This window comes from Streptomyces sp. NPDC097595, from assembly GCF_044761525.1.
GTDB lineage: Bacteria > Actinomycetota > Actinomycetes > Streptomycetales > Streptomycetaceae > Streptomyces > Streptomyces drozdowiczii_A.
This window is the reverse complement of record NZ_JBIWCN010000019.1, coordinates 82,703-99,542: the sequence shown is the minus strand read 5'-3', so window position 1 is coordinate 99,542 and position 16,840 is coordinate 82,703. Positions and strand designations below refer to the sequence as shown.

Below are 16,840 nucleotides of genomic sequence, written 5' to 3'. Positions count from 1 at the left end.
GCCACGGAGCCACCGAGGAGAACAGCGTTGAGATTCCGCATCCCGAAGACCCGGACCACTCCCCCGGCGGCCGCGAGCGCCCCGGGAACCGTGATCACCGCCGAGTCCGTCGTGAAGGTGTTCGGATCCGGCACGGCCGACCCGGTCACCGCCGTCGATCACGTCTCGCTCACGCTGGAAGCGGGCAGCAGTGTGGCGCTCATCGGCCCGAGCGGGTCGGGCAAGTCGACCCTGCTGCACCTGCTCGGCGCGATCGAAGCCGCCGACGGCGGGAGCATCACGGTCGGCGGCACCGAGATCACGGCATCCGGGCGGGCCGAACTCACCCGCTACAGGGCCGGCATCGGCTTCGTCTTCCAGCGCTTCCACCTCCTGCCCGCGCTGACCGCCCGGGACAACGTGATCGCCCCCGTACTGCCCTACCGCAGCCGCGCCTCCGCACGGGAACGGGCCGACGAACTCCTCGCCGCCGTCGGCCTGGCCGGCCGTGAGGACCGGCTGCCGTCGCAGCTCTCCGGCGGACAGCAGCAACGCGTCGCCATAGCCCGCGCCCTGATCAACCGGCCGGCCCTGCTGCTGGCCGACGAGCCCACCGGCAACCTCGACTCCGCCACGGGCAAGGAGATCATCGAACTGCTCCTGCGCCTCAACACCGAACAGGGCACGACCCTCGTCCTGGCCACCCACGACATGGGCATCGCCGAGCGCTGCGGGCGCGTCGTGACCATGCGGGACGGCCGGGTCCTGGAGGACCGCCTCACCACGGCCGTACGTCCATGACCCGGGGCGGCGCCACCCCCTGGATCCTGGGCGGGGCGATCGCCCTCCTGGCGGCGGCCCGCTCGTCACTGCTCCTGATCACGGTCGAGGGCGTCAGCATGGAGCCCTCCTACGCCGACGGCGACCTGCTGCTCATGGTGCGCCGCCCCCTGGCCAGGCCGCGGCGGGGGCAGGCGATCGTCCTGCGGGAACCACCGGGGGCCGGCAGGGCGGCGCCACGGGCAGCCGGCGGCCCGTACGCCGTCAAGCGGCTGGCCGCGACATCCGGCCAGCCGTCCCCCGCGGGAACCGCCGGTCTCCCCCACCGGACGCCCGTCCCGGCCGGACACGTGGCCGTGCTCGGCGACAACCCCGCGCGCAGCACGGACTCCCGCGAGTGGGGTCCCCTGCGGAACGACCAGGTGGTGGGCGTGATCCTGGGACGCGTACGCCGAAGCGAGGCGGCAGAGGGCTGAAAGCCCACGGAAGACCACCGCGCACATACACGTTTCCCCAGGTCAGAACGATTCTGCCTGGGGAAATAGGTGGGGCGGGTGGGACTCGAACCCGACATGAGAGACGCGTCCCACCTGCGGAAACGCGACAGAGCCGGACATTGCCATCCTGCTGCATCGCGCTCCGTCCTGCTCGATCCTCGGCAATCAGCATGCCGTGCGGTACGTACCGCACGGCCTCTGGGACCGCCTCGCCCGGCCACGAAGATCTATCTGGAAGCGACCGCGTCCAGCCGGCCCTCCTTCGCCTCGGTGACGAGGTCGGCGAACTGGGTCGCGCTCATCTGTACGTGCTGGCCGAAGTCGTCGGTGATGACGACACGGCGGTCCTCGCTCGCGGTGGGGTCGACGTAGAGCTGGGGGCAGCCGCAGTCGCAGTTCCCGCAGAACGTGGCGAGGGGTTCGAGGGAGCTGAGGTCGGGGGCCTGCTTGTCGGATGACATCGGGTGCACCTTCCGCCGGGGCCGCTTTCTGCGCGGCGGCCTTGGACAGGGCGGACATACCCACACACGGGCGGGGCCAGACAGACGGGGCACTTGTGTCATCTCTCCGCGTAACCGGGGAACTGCGGACAGTTCGGATCCGACTACCGGAGGGGGTGCGTCTTCGCTCCCGTGGTGCCGGGGCCTGCCCGCACAGAGGCGGCCCCGGCACCTGCGTCAGGCGGCCTGAGCGAGCGACTCCGGTTCATCACCTTGGAGTTGTGCGGTCAGGACGGTGCGTGCGCGGGCGACCCGGGAGCGGACGGTGCCGACCGGGCATCCCGTCAGACGGGCGGCCTCGGCATAGGAAAGCCCGAGCATCTGCGTGAGGACGAACGCCTGACGGCGTTCACGGGGAAGCGCTGCCAGGAGTTGCTGGAGGGCGACTCCGTCCTCGAATCCGGGCAGCCCGGTCGGCTGAGCGCGCTCGACGGTCGCGCACCAGTCGTCGGTATCCGCGAGCAGCGGGCGTGCCGCGGCCCGGCGGAAGTCGTCGACGACGGCACGGCGGGCGATGGTCAGGAGCCAGGTGCGGGCCGAGGAGCGGCCTTCGAAGCGGTGCAGCGTACGCAGCGCTCGCAGGAACGTGTCCTGTGCCAGGTCCTCCGCCGACTGCGGGTCGGCGGACAGGTGGGCGACGTACCGCACGACATCGCGGTGCAGACACCGGATGAAGGCGTCGGCGGCCTCACGGTCCCCGCTTCGGGCTGCCAGCGCCCAGGCGGTCGCGACGGCGTCCTCGGCCGTTCTGTCGCGTGGGGCGGAGGCACGTTGTGGCGCGCGCGGGATGGGCAGGGTGGTCTTCATCGCCAGGGATGTCCTTCACGGATCGGTCCGGCGCCGGGCGTCCGGTCCGCGCGCACGCCGCAGCCAAGGCGTGAGGCAGCGCGGACGGGACGATCCGGGTTTCCGGTGAATGGGGCACCCGGGCCCTACGGGGCCGGGTGTGCCGGAGGACTTCCGCCAGGTGCGGGTACGGCTGAGTACCGGTCGCGTGCCGGCGTCTACGTCCTCCGGAATGCCTGCCGCGTCCTCACGACGCGGCGGCCACCCCGGGCGGACCCCGCCGGTCCCGTGCTCGCGCGCACCGCAGCCCCCGGGTCGGCCGGTCGCTCAGGCCCCGACGCGGACGCAGGCGGCGGCGTGGGGCGGGCAGCGGTGCTGTGCGCAGGAGTTGGAGCGGAGCCAGCAGTCGGGCCGCGAAGGCGCGCAGGACCTGGAAGGCGGCGCGCTCGCCCCGGGCCAGCCAGATTCCGCAGACGAGCGCGGCCAGAACGTGCGCGGCCAGCATCCCCGTCGATGACATTCCGGCCATGTGGTGGCCCGCATGCGCCATGGGACCCGAGCTCATCGCTCCCACGGCGGGGGCATGCCCCATGCCCGCCATGTGATCCATACCGGCCATGTGGTGCATGCCTGCCATCGCGTCGCCCATGGGTGCGTGAAGCATGCCCGCCATGTGGTCCATGCCGCTCATGGCCGCGGTCGGCGCCCGGCCGGTGCCGGCTGTGCCCAGCGCGGACTGCGCGGCGGCGAAGGCGTTGTGCAGCACGCCCTGAGTCACGACGGCCACGGCGGTGACGAGCCAGGCACCGCGCTCGCGTGCGGCGAACCACCAGCCCGGGACCGCGAGCGCGAGGAAAGCCGTGGCCAGTACCCAGAACGGGAGCGGTGTCTCGGACATGAGGACGTGCCCGGTAGCGGCAAGGGTGACGGAGACGACGGCGAACATCGCCGCCCTCACCGCGCGTCCGACCGGTCCGGCCTCCATGGCGCCTCATCCTCCCATCGCGGGGGGCCGCACGACATGGGGCGGTGTCCGGCTTGCCGCCCATACCTGACATCTCACTGCTGAAGCGCGGAGTCGGCATATGCCGCGCGCGGGGGAAGTGGTGCGGGTCATGGCGCTACGGGCGGGGAGGAAGGTTCTTCTCGGTGCCGGGCCGCACCACGACGGCGTTGACCCGCAAGGGCTTCCCGTGGGCGAAGTGGAGGGCGAACGACACCACTTCGCCGGGGCGCAACGGACTCTTCGGCCGCACGGTCACGTCGTTCCCGTGCGGGTTCATGGTGAGCCCGTCCATCCCGCTCATGCCGCCCATGTCGTGCGGGCCCGGTTCGTCCGGCTGCGTGACTCCCCGCATATCGGGGGCGACGGGGCCGGCGAGGCAGCCGGCCCCGTACGAGACGGCGAACAGGTGCGTCACGTATCGGCCATTCGCCCGACTTCTCACACCATGACGGCGAACATCACCGCCATGCCCAGCGCCATCAGCCAGTGACACCCCAGGTCCCACGCAGCGTGTGCCGCCCCGCCCGATGACGCGTCGCCAGTCACACGGGGCGTCGTGCGGCCGGTGTCGAAGCCCTTCGCAAGCCACCCCAGCGCGAGCGCGAGCAGGAGGAGCGCGAGGAGACCCGCGCTCCAGCGGTCGCCGGTCCCGCTGAGCGTCATCGTCGCGAGCGCTCCGGGTGCGGACATGTCCATCCCCGGCATGTCGTGCGCCTGACCGCCGCCCGTCGCCCCCATGGACATGCCGGACGACATCGCGGCGGCCATCCATGCCATCGCGCCGGTCATCACGGCGTGCGGCAGCGCGCCGGCGAGGGCTCGCCCCCGTGGTCCGGGGCCCGTGGGCAGAGCGAGGGCGGCCACCACGAACCAGACCGCGGCGGCGGAGAAGAAGACCACCTGCGGGGAAGCGGGCAGGTCCATGCCCCAGGACCAGGCCATCGCGAACATGGCCAGCGCCATCACCGCGTGCAGCCCGTGCGCGAGCCGTGTGCTCCACGCATGCGAACGGGCCGCGAAGGCGCGCCACAGACCGTAGGCGGCCAGTGCGCAGAAGAGCAGCGTCAGAATCCAGCGCAGCCCGGTGGCGGCGATCATCGGGCCATCTCCTTCGGGGTCTCGGTCTGTGCTTCCGTGTGCGTGCGCCCGCGTCGGCGCAGCTCGGCGCCCGCCAGGTCCGCGAGCAGGAAGCAGACCAGGGGCAGCCCGAACAGCGGCAGGTAGTAGGCGACGACGGCGGTCACGACGACGAGCGGGGCCATGACCCTGCCCGGAATCCGCCGCCACGCCCCCCGCGCCGGCGGACGGCCGAACCGTGTCCCGCCGCCTCGGGTCGGGCGGCGCAGCCACCACATGCGGTAGCCCCAGAAGAGCATCCCGATGAGCACGAGGGCGATGACCGCGAGGGCGATCTGGTTGGCGAGGCCGAAGAGGAGGCCCATATGGGCGTCGATGCCCCAGCGGGTGAGTTTGGCGAGGACGGGGAAGTCGTCGAAGACGAGCTTGTCCGTGACCTGGCCGGTGGTGGGGTCGATGGCCACCGAGTCCTGCTGCTCCGGCCAGTGCCGGGTGTTCTCCTTGACGACGTACGCGCTCCCGCCGCCTGCGGGCGGACTGATGACGAGCTTGCCGCGCAGACCTTCGGCACGGGCGATGCGGACGGCCCCGTCGAGATCGACCTGCGAGGCGGAAGTGCCGGGCGCGGGCTGCTTCGCTCCCGCCCCGCCCAGGGTCGAGGAGACGGACGGTGTCGCCCCGCCCAGCGAGTCCTGGATCTTGCCGATGTTGACGCCCGCGTGCGCGGACCACGTCAGCCCGGTTGCCGACAGCGCGAGGAAGCCGGCCGACACCCACAAGCCCACGGCCCCGTGCCAGGACAACGTGCGCCTGCGCCCCTTCGGGCCTCGGCGCGGTACGAACAGCCGGCGCAGCCGCTCACGTCCGCGCGGCGCCCCGAGCCACAGGGCGAGCCCGCCCAGCACCTCCACCCACAGCCAGCTCGCGGCGATCTCGCTGTAGTTGCGGCCGAACTCTCCCAGGTGCAGCGTGCGGTGCAGGCTGTCGAACCACGCCCGTACGGGCAGCCACTCGCCGAAGGTACGCAGCGAGCCACGGACCTCCGCCGTGTAGGGATCGACGAACGCGGTCTGCGTGTATCCCTCGGGCAGCCCCTTCACGTCGAAGGTGACGCGCGTGGTGTCGTCGCCGCCCGCCCCCTTGGTGACGGAGACGAGTTGCCCGCCGGGTATCGCCTCGCGGGCCGAGTCGACCTGGGCGGCCAGCGGCTTCGGTGCGCCGTGCGGGGTGACCTTCAGTTCGTGGTGGTAGACGACGGACTCGATCTGCGGAGTCGCCGTGTAGAGCAGTCCGGTCACGGCGGCGACCAGCAGAAACGGGCCGATGAGGATGCCCGCGTAGAAGTGCAGGCGCAGAAGGAGGGGCCGCAGCCCGCTCCACGTGCCGCCGCTGTTCCTCGTCGTCGGCGTGGCGAAGTCCTCGGTGGGGGCGGCCTCCTCGGTCGTACGTTGCCGGAGCGGCGGTGACGCGGCAGGCGTGGTCTCGGTCATCGACTCTTCCTCATGCGTGGACCGGTGGGGACGGTGACGTGCACGTACAGGAGTCGGACCGAAGGGCGCGCGAGTTCCCGCCACCGAAGTGTGGTGTGCATCACATGCACTGAAGGCCGGGGCAACCGGCGAAGCCTCCGCGGGCCACGCGAGCGAGTACCTTATTGCACATAGATTGCAGTAACGAATCATGTGCGAAAAGGAGGGGCCGTGCGGGCTCCGGTGGTGCTGGGCATCGAGTCGTCGTGTGACGAGACGGGGGCGGGGATCGTCTCGGGCGGCAGGCTGCTCGCGCACGTCGTGGCATCGAGCATGGACGAGCACGCCCGCTTCGGTGGAGTGGTGCCGGAGATCGCCGCCCGCGCCCACCTCCAGGCGTTCACCCCCGTCGTCCAGGAGGCCCTGGCGCAGGCAGGGCTCGGCCTGCGGGACCTGGACGCCGTCGCCGTGACCACCGGCCCAGGTCTCTCCGGCGCCCTCCAAGTCGGCCTGGCCGGCGCGAAGTCCCTGGCCTACGCGGCGGAGGTACCGCTGTACGGGGTGCACCACCTGGCCGGGCACGTGGCCGCCGACACCCTGGAACACGGCCCGCTGCCCGACCCCTGCCTGGTCCTCATCGTCTCCGGCGGCCACACCTCGCTGCTGCTGGTACGCGACCTGGTGCGCGACCCGATCCTGCACCTGGGCGACACCGTGGACGACGCCGCGGGCGAGTGCTTCGACAAGGTCGCCCGCGTCTTCGGCCTCCCCTACCCGGGCGGACCGGCCATCGACCGGGCCGCCCGCGACGGCGATCCCCGCGCCGTCGCCTTCCCCCGGCCACTGCTGGGCTCGAAGGACGACCCGTACGCGTTCTCCTTCTCCGGGCTGAAGACGGCCGCCGCCCGCTGGGCCGAGCAGCACCGCCTGCGCGGCGAGGACATCCCGCTGGCCGACGGCGCCGCCTCGCTCCAGGAGGCCGTCGCGGAGGTACTGACCCGCAAGGCCCTGGCCGCCTGCCGCCGGTACGACGTCCGCACCCTGGTCGTCGTCGGCGGCGTCGCGGCGAACTCCCGGGTCAGGGCCCTGGCCGAGGAGCGGTGCGCGGCGGCGGGCGTCGAGCTGCGCGTACCGCCGCTGACCCTGTGCACCGACAACGGGGCGATGATCGCCGCCGTCGGCGACCTGTTGGTGCGGGCGGGCGCGGAGCCGGCACAGCTGAGCGTCTCCATCGACCCGTCGGCACCCCTGGAGTACGCCGCCCTGAACCCGCTCGCCGCGCCGGCGAGAGCCGCGTGAGCCCCGTGACCGTACCGCCGAGATCCGCAGCCGTCTGTGCGGTCGGGGCAGCGCGGCCCCAGGCCGCATGTCAGCCGCCGCCCGTGTCCTGGACTGGCTTGACCTGCCCTTTGCGGTGGGCGCATAGGGTGCCGGTGATTCCGGGCCGGACACCTCCGAGGACGGCCTCCCTGCCCAGAAAGGGCGTAGCCCGTGGACGGATCCCTCAGACCTTTTCCGGTTCTGGCCCGCTGCGTACAGGCGGCCATCGCCGCGACCACCGCGGCCGACGTGTACCGGGCCATCGCCACACGCGATCACGCACTCCACCGCACCCCGGAGGCCGTGGACTCCTACGACTCCGCCCTCGCGCTCTACGGCAATCTGCTGACCGTCACTGTGGCGCTGTTCCTCATGTGGCTGGTGCGAGCACGGCGCAGGGCACAGGACGTCTCCCCGCGTGCCGCGCTCCCCAGCACGGGATGGACCCTCGGCGCCTGGTTCATTCCCATCGTCAACCTGTTCGTTCCGCCACGGATCGTGCTGTCGATCGGGCGGGCCAGTACCGAGTCATGGCGGGAGCGCCGCGACACCACTCTGGTCAACCTGTGGTGGGGAGCCTGGATCGCGCACACCGTGCTGTTGCCACTGGGGCGATGGGGAGCCACCGAATCGATCACGGTGCTCGTGGCGGCGGAAGCGTTCATCATCGCCGCCGCCGTGCTGGCCGTCCTCGTCGTGGAACGCATCACCGTGCTCCAGCGGAGCCCCGCCCTCAACCCCGCGTCCGCGGCGCAGTCACCCGGGCCGAACTGACCGACGTAAACACGTTCCCGCGAGGTTGAGCGCGGAACTCTCCCTTGTCATCGAGCCCGGGAGGAAGCGCGGCGACTTCCTCCCGGACGAGTCACGGATGCGTGGCGGTGCTCACCAGTCGAGCTGAGGACGCTCACCCGGCTTCTCGAACTCCGCGGTCGACATGTACCGGCCGTGCGGGAGGAAGTCCCCCATCACGTCGCTTTCCTCGTCGATGCGGGTGACGCGCCCGACGGCCTGATCCAAGCCTTGGTCGGGAACAACGTTGCGGATGAGGAGGGTGGCGTAGTCGAAGTCACCGGCGCCGTCTGTGATCGACCAGTATCGGACCTGCTGGCCTGCCGCGAGTGTCCGCTCGCCGTTTCGGGTCCTCGGCGCCGAGGGCAGCAGGCCGCGCAGGACCAGTACCTGGCCGTGCACCCGGCCGGCGTGGGCATACACGTACCGGGTGTCGCGGTTGTCGCTGAAGCCGCCGCCCGCCTCCTGCGGAGGCTCCTCCCCTGTGTAGTCGCAGACCGGCTGCGGGTACCCCGCGAAAGGCTGCCGTTCGGGCGGGTTCTGCGCGGGAAAGCCGAGCTCCGGCGTGACGCCTCTCACCTGCGGAAACGCCAGAGAGGCGGACATTCGCATCCGGCTCGGTCGCCAACAGCGCGCTGCGGTGTGGTACGACTCGGCGCATCCAGCTCTGCTCTCTGACGCTCGGCCAGGGTGATCAACATGGGCGGTGGACACCTCTCGCCTGGACGATTCCGCCATGCTTCCTAGGGATCTGGCCGCACGCCCGACAGCGCCGGCCACACCGAGCCCAGACTTCTCCTGGACCGACATCGCTCTCAAAGTGGTGCCGATCGCCGCGATCGCCGCCGCCACCCTGATTGTGATCCTCGCTGGGTTCAACGCGCAGCGGCAGGAGCGGGGAAGGCGCCGGGCCGCCGACCTGGACATGCTCCAGCTCGTCGTTCTCGCGTTCCGCTCGCAGGCGGGCGATGCCGAGCATGGCATGGTACGCCGTCGCCCTTGAGGCGGCCTGCCGACGGCGTCCTTCGCGCCGGACAGTTCCCACGCCTTGCAGTCGTTGCGGTTGCCGGGCAACGGACGGCCGGCGGCGACGAAAAGCCGGGTGTCGGCGTCGATTACGACCTGGTGGTTGGTCGAGTACCGGCAGTTCTTCGACTGCTCGGCCACGGTGTGGTCGCGGGTGGGGGCCAGCCACCGCTTGCGCTGCTGGAGGGCTAGCGAGGGTCCGAGGTGGTCGGCGATACGCTCGGCCGCCGACTTGCACACCCCAAACAGCGGGGTCAGTTGTCGCAAGGTCAGGTTCGTGCGCCAGTACGCGGCGACCAGGAGCACGCGGTCCTCCAGCGACAGGCTCCAGGGCCGGCCCGGTGAACGGGACCGGTGCTGTCAGGCAGGCTGTGCTTGAGGTCGGCGTTGACCAGCTTGCCGGGGAGCAGCTCGGGCGAGTACCGCGGCAGGAAGTGCAGTTCGACGTCGTCGTCGCGGAGCTGTTCGAGGCCCCGGACCTGGGCGGGGCGGGCAGCGGTGTCCAAGACACTTCCTGTCTGGATATGGACTGGTCCGGGCGGTAGACACCGCCCGGACCACTCATGACGCCTCTCACCTGGACAGACGGGCCGGCTCGTCGAGACGTGTCAGCTTGTGAGGGTTCCGTACGACATAGATCCGCGTGATGAGGCCGTTCTCGATCTCGATGCTCACCGCGGCCGGCTCGCCGTCGAACTCGATGCGGCCCGCGGGGGCACCGTTGAGCCACACGGGCGTCGTCTCGAGCGCCTCGACGAGCCGCTCCACCCTGGCGAGCACCGGCGCCACCTCGGCGGCACCGCAGATCGGGACCAGAGCGGCCGACACGATCCCGCCGCCGTCGGCGATCATGACAACGTCAGGGGCCATGACGTCCAGCAGGTCCTGGAGCTTCCCGGTCCGCAGTGCGGTCAGGAACCGCTCCACCACGACCTGCTGTTCCGAGCGGTTCACCTGCATCCGTGGCCGGCGGGTCGCCACGTGCTCGCGGGCTCGCCGCGCGATCTGCCGTACGGCGGCCGCCGACTTGCCGACGGCTTCCGCAATCTCCCCGTACGGCACGTCGAAGACCTCGCGGAGCACGAAGACGGCGCGCTCGGTGGGCGCGAGTGTCTCGAGCACGGTCAGCATCGCGATCGAGACACTCTCCGCCAGCTCGACGTCCTCGGCCACATCGGGGCTGGTCAGCAGTGGCTCCGGAAGCCACTCCCCCACGTAGTCCTCGCGGCTGCGCGACAGCGAACGCAGCCGGTTGAGGGACTGGCGGGTGACGGCCCGCACCAGATACGCCCGGGGCTCGCGCACCTGGGAGTGATCGACCTCCGCCCAGCGCAGCCACGTCTCCTGCAGCACGTCCTCCGCATCGGCCGCGGAACCGAGCATGTCGTAGGCGACAGTGAACAACAGGCTGCGGTGGGCGACGAACGGGTCGTCGGTCATGTCGTCATGAGTCACACGGATCATCGTTCAGACCGCGCCGGCCGTCCGGGGCCGCTCGGCCAGCGGGATGCGGCAGGCTTCGGAGTAGCCCTGCGAGGTGATCCCGTGCGCGGTGTTGACCCGGGTGGAGAGGTTGGCGAAGCCGACGAAGACGGTGAGCTCGACCAGGCCGGCCGGGCCGAGCTGCTCGAGCAGGCTCGCCGACAGCTCGTCCGAGACGGTCGGCGGAGTGTTCGTCATGGCCTCCGAGTACTCCATCACCTCGCGCTCCAGCGGGTTGAACGCGTCGGAGTCACGCCAGTTGGGCACCTGGCTGGCCTTGGTCAGGTCGAGGGCCTGGTTCAGCGCGGCGAAGTAGTTGATGTCCAGGCACCAGCTGCAGCCGACCTGGGCCGCCACGGCCATGTGCGCGAACGTCTTGAGACCCTCGTCCACCGCGTCCCACGCGGCGGCCTTCGCCGAGAACTCCAGGTTGGAGGTGGCGACGGCGGGGTTGTTGAAGACCACCTCAACAGGCTCGGGCACGGAGCCCAGCTGCTGGATGAGAGCTTCCTTCATCTCGGCGGGGAGCTCGGCCTTGGGGATACGCAGGGTCATGGTCTTCTCCTTGTTTCAGCGGCCTTGCGGCCTGTTTCACATGAAGACACCGCCGGGCGCACGAGTGTGACAACCACTTGCGCGCCGGCGGACGACCCGGTCAGGTAGCCGGAAACTTCAGCAGCACGCCGTCCGTGTTGCTCGTGACATAGATGTCTCCCTTCTAAGCCGGAAGAGTGCCGGTCCGGGGCGCCGGCTGACGCGGCCTGGTCCAAACGAAAGCTCTAGCTGCCGGTGACGCCGACGCTCGTGGCTGTCTTCGGTGCTTTCCGCTCCGCGGGCTTGCGCGGGTCGGCGTTGATGAACACCGCCACCAGCGCGGCGGTACCGAGCATGATGCCCAGCGCCCAGGTCGCGGCGGTCGAGTAGCCGTGGACGGTGGCGTCCCGCAGGGCAGCGCCCCCGCCCGGATGCTCGCTGAGGTATGTGGCGGTGGCGTTCGCCGCGATCGTGTTGAGCAGCGCGGTGCCGACCGAAGCGCCCACCTGCTGGGCGGTGTTGACGGTCGCGGAGGCGACACCGCCGTCCTGCGGGTCGACGCCGCTGGTCGCGACGGCCACGGTCGGCACGAACAGGGTGCCGATGCCGAGTCCGAGCAGCATCTCGGCGGGCAGGATGACCGCGGCGTAGGAGCTGTCCGCGGTGAGCTGGGTGAGGATGGCGAGCGAGCCGGCCGCGGCGAGCAGACCGGGCACGATCAGCAGCCGGGGCGGCAGTTTGGGCAGCAGCCTGCTGGAGAGCTGGGTCGCGCCCGTGACATTCATCGCGACCAGAGGTAGCAGGGCTACACCGGTCTTGACCGCGGAGTACCCCATCACGGACTGCAATTGGTAGGTGAGGAACAGGAACACACCGAACAGTCCCAGCGTGGCCAGGGCGACAGTGGCGAAGGCCATTCCGCGGTTGCGGTCGGTGACGATACGCAGCGGGAGCAGCGGGCTGCGCAGCCGGGTCTGCAGGATCACGAACACGATGAGCAGTACGGCTGCCAGGACCAGCGAGACGGATACCCGGCTGGAGTGCCAGCCGCGCTCGCCGGCTTCGGAGAACCCGAAGACCAGAGCAGCGATACCGCCGCACCCCGTGATGGCGCCGAAGACGTCCATCCTGGCGTCCGCCCTGCCGGGCGGGGCAGGCAGCGTGATGACGGCACCGAAGGTGGCGAGGACGGCGATGGGGATGTTGACGTACATGCACCAGCGCCAGTCCAGGTAGCTGGTGATCAGTCCGCCGCCGACCAGGCCGAGGCCGCCGCCGGCGGTCAGCACGGCGGTGTAGATCCCGATGGCCTTGGCCCGCTCCTTCTGCTCGGGGAACATCGTGACGAGGATGGCCAGGGTGGAAGGAGCGAGCAGGGCGGCGAACATGCCCTGCCCGGCGCGCGCGCCGATCAGCATCCAGCCGGACTGGGCCATGCCCCCGAGGCCGGACACCACCGCGAATCCGATGACGCCGGTGACCAGGGTCCGCTTGCGTCCCATCCGGTCCGCGATGCGTCCGCCGAGCAGGAGCAGGCCGCCGAAGGCCAGGGTGTACGCCGTCACGACCCACTGCCGGTTCGCGTCCGACATGCCGAGGTCCTGCTGGGCGGTGGGCAGCGCGATGGTCACGATCGTCGTGTCCAGCGTGATCATTAACTGCGAGAGCGCGATGGCCGCCAGTCCCCACCAACGGCGGGCGTGCAGCCGGGCGGGGCCAACGGTCGGGGCGCCCCCCGCCGGATTGCCTGTCTTGGGCATGACAAAGAGCACCTTCTCGGAGTGGAGGGAGCGCCTGCATTCATTACCTGCCGGCAGGTAAAGTTGAAGACACCGGTAACGTAGCCCATCACCTGCCGATCGGCAAGCAATGGGTTTGATGTGCGTGCGAGGCGACACCGGACCGTAGGCTTCGCGCACGGAGAGGGCGAAGGAAGGACATCCATGGCCGGCCGCCGTACCGACACCCGTGAGCGCGCACAACGCGTCGCTCTCCAGCTCTTCGCCGAGCACGGCTACGAGGGCACGTCACTCCGCATGATCGCCGAGAGGCTGGACATCACGAAGGCCGCTCTCTACTACCACTACAAGTCCAAGGCCGAGATCCTCGCCGCCGTCCTGGGCAACTTCTCGACGTCGGTCGCCGAGCTCATCGACTGGGGCAGGCAACAGCCTGAAGGGCCCGGCACCCGGCGCGAACTGCTGAGACGGTACGCCGAGTTGACCGCGAGCGGCATCACGGCCGCAGCCCGGCTGGTACAGGAGAACGAGCCGTCGCTCCAAGAGCAGTCGCTCGCGGCCGAGGTACGGGGCCACGTCGTCACGTTCTTCGACCTGCTGGCCGGGCCCGGTGTCCTGACGGGCGGCGTGAGCGACCCCGCCGCGTCCCTGCGCGTACGACTCGCCATCGCAGCCCTGCACATGGCGGGCGACGAGGCGAAGCACGCGCAGGGAGGTGGCGAGGAGCTGCTCAGCGCGGCTCTGGACATCGCATGCGACCTGATCGACCCGCCCGTGAACTCAGCACCCGAGCACACAGCGCGATTCACCGCACCGTAGCCCGGCACGCGATCCGTCTCCACCAGGAGGCTCGGGCCGACGCAGTCCAGGCAGCGGGGGATGCGCTCCTCCGTCACCCGCACCGCCACCGCCTCCGCGCGAGCCATCCGGACCCTGGCCCAGGAAGAGGTTCTGGGGCCCGGCCGACTGATCAACCACGCCCTGCACGCGCTCGGCCCGCTCGACGAAGTACGTGCCCGCTGGGCTGCCGCGAACAGCAGTCCGGCTCCGAAGGCCACGACATCCGCGCCGCTGGCGGCCGACCGCCGCCCGGCCGAGTGGAGGCCGCCCGCGCCCGCAGCACACCCCGCCCAGGCGCGTCACCCCCAGCCACGGCCAGTTGTCTCCCCACGCTGTCAGCAGCCCGCCCACCCGCGCGCGGCCACTCGTGAGATCTCCTCACGACGCTCTCTCAGATATGCGCCGCAAAAGGCCAGGTCAGATGCACCTGAAGTGCATTGACACGCTGCGAAAGCGGGCCTGTACCGCACGCCGCGCGGCCAGTACCGCACGGAAAGCAGCCGCGAAAGCGGCGATCCCGCAGGTCAGAACGTTTCCGCAGGATAAGACTGGTGGGGCGGGTGGGACTCGAACCCGCAGGCGTGACGCCTGTCACCTGCAACGATGCCGAAACAACGGGCATAGCCACCCGTTTCCATCCGACTACGTCCCTCTCGATCCGGCTCGCGCGGAGGTCGGTTAGGCGTTCGCCACACCACCCCGCCCCCCCCCTCGGCCGGCGGCGCCGCCACCCCCTAGCGGAGCCTCATGATGCCCAGTCGCCTGACAGCGCCAGCCGTCTCACGATCAGCCCTATCAGCTCCCTCACCGCCAGAGCCATCCTTGGCAGTGACTACTCTCCGTTGTGGAGCCTTGCCGGATGAGGGCACACCTGTGTAGTCACGGATGACGTGGTTACCCCCCTGCTGCGATCAGGGTGGCAACTCTCACGGCAACGTCCGCGTGGCTGCTCGTCGTGATGCCGAACGGATGGGGGCCGGTCAGCGCCTTCTCGGCATGTGGATGAGAATCCGTTGGATCCCAGTGAGAATGCCCAGTACTGCGAAGCCAGTGCCAGCAGGCAGGCGACCAAGAGAAACCGGACGCAAAGAGACTTTCAAGCCGGTGGCCGAACAGATGACGTCCCCGCCCGGACCTGGGCGGGGACTTTTGCTAACTGGCCGCGATCAGTCGCCCGGCGCCACCGGGACTTGGGCCCCCGGGCACTCTGACTGCTCAGCACTGTGGCACGGTCACAGGCACTAGTCTCCCGTCGCCAAGGTGGAGCCATCCCCTGCCTGGCGTGATCGGCCTTCCCACGATGGAGCCACTGACCTTGACGCCGATCAGGTCGCCCGCATATCGGGCCTGCGGAGACAGAAGCAGTCCACGATGAGCGTTCCTAGCTCGTCCTGACCAGCGGAAGCCGCTCCTGAGTTCCTCCTCGTCCCCGCCGAGAACCAATGCAGTCCCGTCCGCAAAACCCTGTTGAAGCATCGCTTCCAGCAGACGTCTGGCGCCACACTCCTCCAGGCGATCCGCATCGTCCATCACGACGACGACCGGTTCCTCGCATGACGCTTCCGCCAAGACAGCTGCGAGCTCGTCGTGTTCCACGTCGTCTTGGTCGAAACAGGCAAGGACTCCGTTTCGGGAGGCCAGCTCTCGCAATGGACACGGCTTCGGTGCAACCAACACGACGCGTGCACCGGCTCCGAGGAGCGAACAGGCGATGGTGGCCAAAGTCGTGGATCGTCCCGAACCAGCCGGGCCGGCCACGGTGAAGGCCGGAACAGTCCCACGGGACAAATCTGGCCCGTAGGGGGCCAGAACGTCTCCCCCGACGCCGACAAGCGCCCACAGTTTGGAGGCCGTCGGGTCACGCAACGACCATGCCTCGTCGAAGCTGATCTGTTGAGGCAAGTCCTCGCAACGTCTCTCCACTTCCAGCGCGTCGTGGGCCGCCTCCCACAGGCCCAGGAGCAGCACATGGTCTTCCAGCATCGGGTTGATCGCGTGGGAGAAAGCGACGATTGCCTCGCGGCTGGGCAACTCGTCGTGGGTATACCAGCGGATCCAGGAGCTGGCCGGGATCCCCGTCTGGTTCTCCAGGTCTGTGAAGGACCACTTGCGCTTGACGCGTTGCTCGTCGAGGCGCCGGTGCAACGTGACCAGCTCTAGGCGCGCTGGAGAGTACTCAACCTCGAACTCTCTGCTCTTCGTGCCGTAGAAGGTCGCGTTGGCGGGCCGCTGCTCCTCTGCTGCATCAGCCAGCTTGGAGAAGCCAGGACTGCGGCGGACGACCCCCAGGAAGACTCTCAGCGCATCCTTGTCATCCCAAAGCGCTTGCGCCGCGTTGATGATCAAGCCCTTCAAAGACTCCTGCGCGTAGTTGAACTCCGCGGCTTGGTTTGCGTCCGCGTGTGAGCCCTTCGCGCCGGATTCTCCTCGCTCTTCCTCAACGCTGGGTTCCGCCGCCTCCTGGTCCGGCGCATCCTGGTCGAGTCCGCACTCGGCGCCGCCTTCAGCGTCTGCCTGTGGGCCCACTGATGCCTGAGCAACCGTCTCCGTCACAGCCTGTTTCCACAGGCTCTTGAAGCGATTGACTTCGCTGGAGACGTCGTCGCATCGGGCGGCTCCGGCCAGAGCGGCAACGATGAGCTCAAGTCGGCCAAGGTCTGGGAGGTCAGGCCGTTGAAAGGCGTTGAGGACCGACTGATGGTTCACGATCCAGTAGTCCTGTGCGTCCCGTCCGATGTGGTTTCTTATCGTTCGAGCCGAAGGAAACCCGGCTTCGAACCTCAAGGAGTGGAGCTCATCGTTCAGCTTCTTCAAGCACGGATGCCCATCCAGGTTCGGCTTCTTCCACGGTTGGGCAACTGCCATCACTTCCCCCTCAGTCACGCACTGTCAAAAGGTGTCCAGCGACTCGCCTCTATCTCCCCATGCTTAGCCGTGAGCACGCGTTAGTCATTGTTCCGTCCTGGTCTGCGCCGGCCAGTTCCGTCACGCCTTGTTCTGGATCTGTCAGGCG

18 protein-coding genes and 2 pseudogenes are annotated in these 16,840 nt (G+C 69.7%); 7 read left to right on the top strand and 13 right to left on the bottom strand.

Features of this window, described 5'->3' with window-relative positions:
* Positions 1 to 27 precede the first annotated feature (27 nt).
* Positions 28 to 780 carry an ABC transporter ATP-binding protein gene (locus tag ACIQZN_RS26665; RefSeq protein WP_393767670.1) on the top strand — a complete coding sequence of 251 codons (753 nt, stop codon included), beginning with the start codon at positions 28 to 30 and terminating at the stop codon, positions 778 to 780.
* Positions 777 to 1,235 (top strand): S26 family signal peptidase, encoded by a 459-nt coding sequence (locus ACIQZN_RS26660; protein ID WP_403998747.1) that lies wholly within the window; start codon positions 777 to 779, stop codon positions 1,233 to 1,235. Before ACIQZN_RS26665 ends, ACIQZN_RS26660 begins: the two co-directional genes overlap by 4 nt.
* A gap of 248 nt (positions 1,236 to 1,483) precedes the next feature.
* Here the strand turns inward: ACIQZN_RS26660 and ACIQZN_RS26655 are convergent, their stop codons facing one another.
* The 6 genes from ACIQZN_RS26655 to ACIQZN_RS26630 form a co-directional block, all read right to left on the bottom strand.
* Positions 1,484 to 1,717, bottom strand: a complete 234-nt coding sequence (locus tag ACIQZN_RS26655) for a hypothetical protein (RefSeq protein ID WP_403998745.1) — start codon at positions 1,715 to 1,717, stop codon at positions 1,484 to 1,486.
* A gap of 216 nt (positions 1,718 to 1,933) precedes the next feature.
* Entirely contained in the window at positions 1,934 to 2,563 is a 630-nt protein-coding gene (locus ACIQZN_RS26650) for a sigma-70 family RNA polymerase sigma factor (protein ID WP_403998742.1), read from the bottom strand.
* 226 nt (positions 2,564 to 2,789) lie between these two features.
* Positions 2,790 to 3,527, bottom strand: a complete 738-nt coding sequence (locus tag ACIQZN_RS26645) for a hypothetical protein (protein WP_403998740.1) — start codon at positions 3,525 to 3,527, stop codon at positions 2,790 to 2,792.
* Positions 3,528 to 3,663: 136 nt separating this feature from the next.
* Positions 3,664 to 3,963, bottom strand: coding sequence for a hypothetical protein (locus tag ACIQZN_RS26640; protein ID WP_403998737.1), 300 nt, complete (start codon positions 3,961 to 3,963; stop codon positions 3,664 to 3,666).
* A 23-nt stretch (positions 3,964 to 3,986) separates the two neighbouring features.
* On the bottom strand, positions 3,987 to 4,646 hold the full coding sequence (locus ACIQZN_RS26635; protein WP_403998734.1) for a DUF5134 domain-containing protein: 660 nt from the start codon (positions 4,644 to 4,646) through the stop codon (positions 3,987 to 3,989).
* Positions 4,643 to 6,115 (bottom strand): PepSY-associated TM helix domain-containing protein, encoded by a 1,473-nt coding sequence (locus ACIQZN_RS26630; RefSeq protein ID WP_403998731.1) that lies wholly within the window; start codon positions 6,113 to 6,115, stop codon positions 4,643 to 4,645. Before ACIQZN_RS26630 ends, ACIQZN_RS26635 begins: the two co-directional genes overlap by 4 nt.
* A gap of 222 nt (positions 6,116 to 6,337) precedes the next feature.
* Here ACIQZN_RS26630 and tsaD point away from each other — a divergent pair, with 222 nt between their 5' ends.
* Together tsaD and ACIQZN_RS26620 are read left to right on the top strand one after the other, a co-directional pair.
* Positions 6,338 to 7,393, top strand: a complete 1,056-nt coding sequence (tsaD, locus tag ACIQZN_RS26625) for a tRNA (adenosine(37)-N6)-threonylcarbamoyltransferase complex transferase subunit TsaD (protein ID WP_403998958.1) — start codon at positions 6,338 to 6,340, stop codon at positions 7,391 to 7,393.
* 192 nt (positions 7,394 to 7,585) lie between these two features.
* Positions 7,586 to 8,188: a DUF4328 domain-containing protein gene (locus ACIQZN_RS26620; RefSeq protein ID WP_403998728.1), complete on the top strand. Its 603-nt coding sequence runs from the start codon at positions 7,586 to 7,588 to the stop codon at positions 8,186 to 8,188.
* Positions 8,189 to 8,299: 111 nt separating this feature from the next.
* Here ACIQZN_RS26620 and ACIQZN_RS26615 read toward each other — a convergent pair whose 3' ends face one another.
* The gene (locus tag ACIQZN_RS26615; protein ID WP_403998725.1) at positions 8,300 to 8,812 is read right to left on the bottom strand and encodes a hypothetical protein; all 513 of its coding nucleotides are present in this window, start codon (positions 8,810 to 8,812) and stop codon (positions 8,300 to 8,302) included.
* 100 nt (positions 8,813 to 8,912) lie between these two features.
* On the opposite strand from ACIQZN_RS26615, the gene ACIQZN_RS26610 reads away from it, so the two are divergent.
* On the top strand, positions 8,913 to 9,209 hold the full coding sequence (locus tag ACIQZN_RS26610) for a hypothetical protein (RefSeq protein WP_403998722.1): 297 nt from the start codon (positions 8,913 to 8,915) through the stop codon (positions 9,207 to 9,209).
* Between the two features lie 5 nt (positions 9,210 to 9,214).
* Here the strand turns inward: ACIQZN_RS26610 and ACIQZN_RS26605 are convergent.
* The 5 genes and pseudogenes from ACIQZN_RS26605 to ACIQZN_RS26585 form a co-directional block, all read right to left on the bottom strand.
* A pseudogene (locus tag ACIQZN_RS26605) lies at positions 9,215 to 9,571 on the bottom strand (transposase family protein); the annotation flags it as partial.
* Positions 9,502 to 9,738: a hypothetical protein gene (locus ACIQZN_RS26600; RefSeq protein WP_403998719.1), complete on the bottom strand. Its 237-nt coding sequence runs from the start codon at positions 9,736 to 9,738 to the stop codon at positions 9,502 to 9,504. The pseudogene ACIQZN_RS26605 and the gene ACIQZN_RS26600, both read right to left, overlap by 70 nt.
* A 67-nt stretch (positions 9,739 to 9,805) precedes the next feature.
* Positions 9,806 to 10,672 carry an RNA polymerase sigma-70 factor gene (locus tag ACIQZN_RS26595; RefSeq protein WP_403998955.1) on the bottom strand — a complete coding sequence of 289 codons (867 nt, stop codon included), beginning with the start codon at positions 10,670 to 10,672 and terminating at the stop codon, positions 9,806 to 9,808.
* A 27-nt stretch (positions 10,673 to 10,699) separates the two neighbouring features.
* On the bottom strand, positions 10,700 to 11,269 hold the full coding sequence (locus ACIQZN_RS26590; RefSeq protein ID WP_403998716.1) for a carboxymuconolactone decarboxylase family protein: 570 nt from the start codon (positions 11,267 to 11,269) through the stop codon (positions 10,700 to 10,702).
* A gap of 224 nt (positions 11,270 to 11,493) precedes the next feature.
* Positions 11,494 to 13,008 (bottom strand): MFS transporter, encoded by a 1,515-nt coding sequence (locus tag ACIQZN_RS26585; RefSeq protein ID WP_403998713.1) that lies wholly within the window; start codon positions 13,006 to 13,008, stop codon positions 11,494 to 11,496.
* A gap of 183 nt (positions 13,009 to 13,191) precedes the next feature.
* Between ACIQZN_RS26585 and ACIQZN_RS26580 the strand changes: the two genes are divergently transcribed.
* Together ACIQZN_RS26580 and ACIQZN_RS26575 are read left to right on the top strand one after the other, a co-directional pair.
* Positions 13,192 to 13,806 carry a TetR/AcrR family transcriptional regulator gene (locus ACIQZN_RS26580; protein WP_403998710.1) on the top strand — a complete coding sequence of 205 codons (615 nt, stop codon included), beginning with the start codon at positions 13,192 to 13,194 and terminating at the stop codon, positions 13,804 to 13,806.
* A gap of 51 nt (positions 13,807 to 13,857) precedes the next feature.
* Positions 13,858 to 14,198, top strand: a pseudogene (locus tag ACIQZN_RS26575) (helicase DnaB); the annotation flags it as partial.
* Positions 14,199 to 15,042: 844 nt separating this feature from the next.
* Here ACIQZN_RS26575 and ACIQZN_RS26570 read toward each other — a convergent pair.
* Positions 15,043 to 16,692 (bottom strand): hypothetical protein, encoded by a 1,650-nt coding sequence (locus tag ACIQZN_RS26570; protein ID WP_403998707.1) that lies wholly within the window; start codon positions 16,690 to 16,692, stop codon positions 15,043 to 15,045.
* Positions 16,693 to 16,840: the final 148 nt, after the last annotated feature.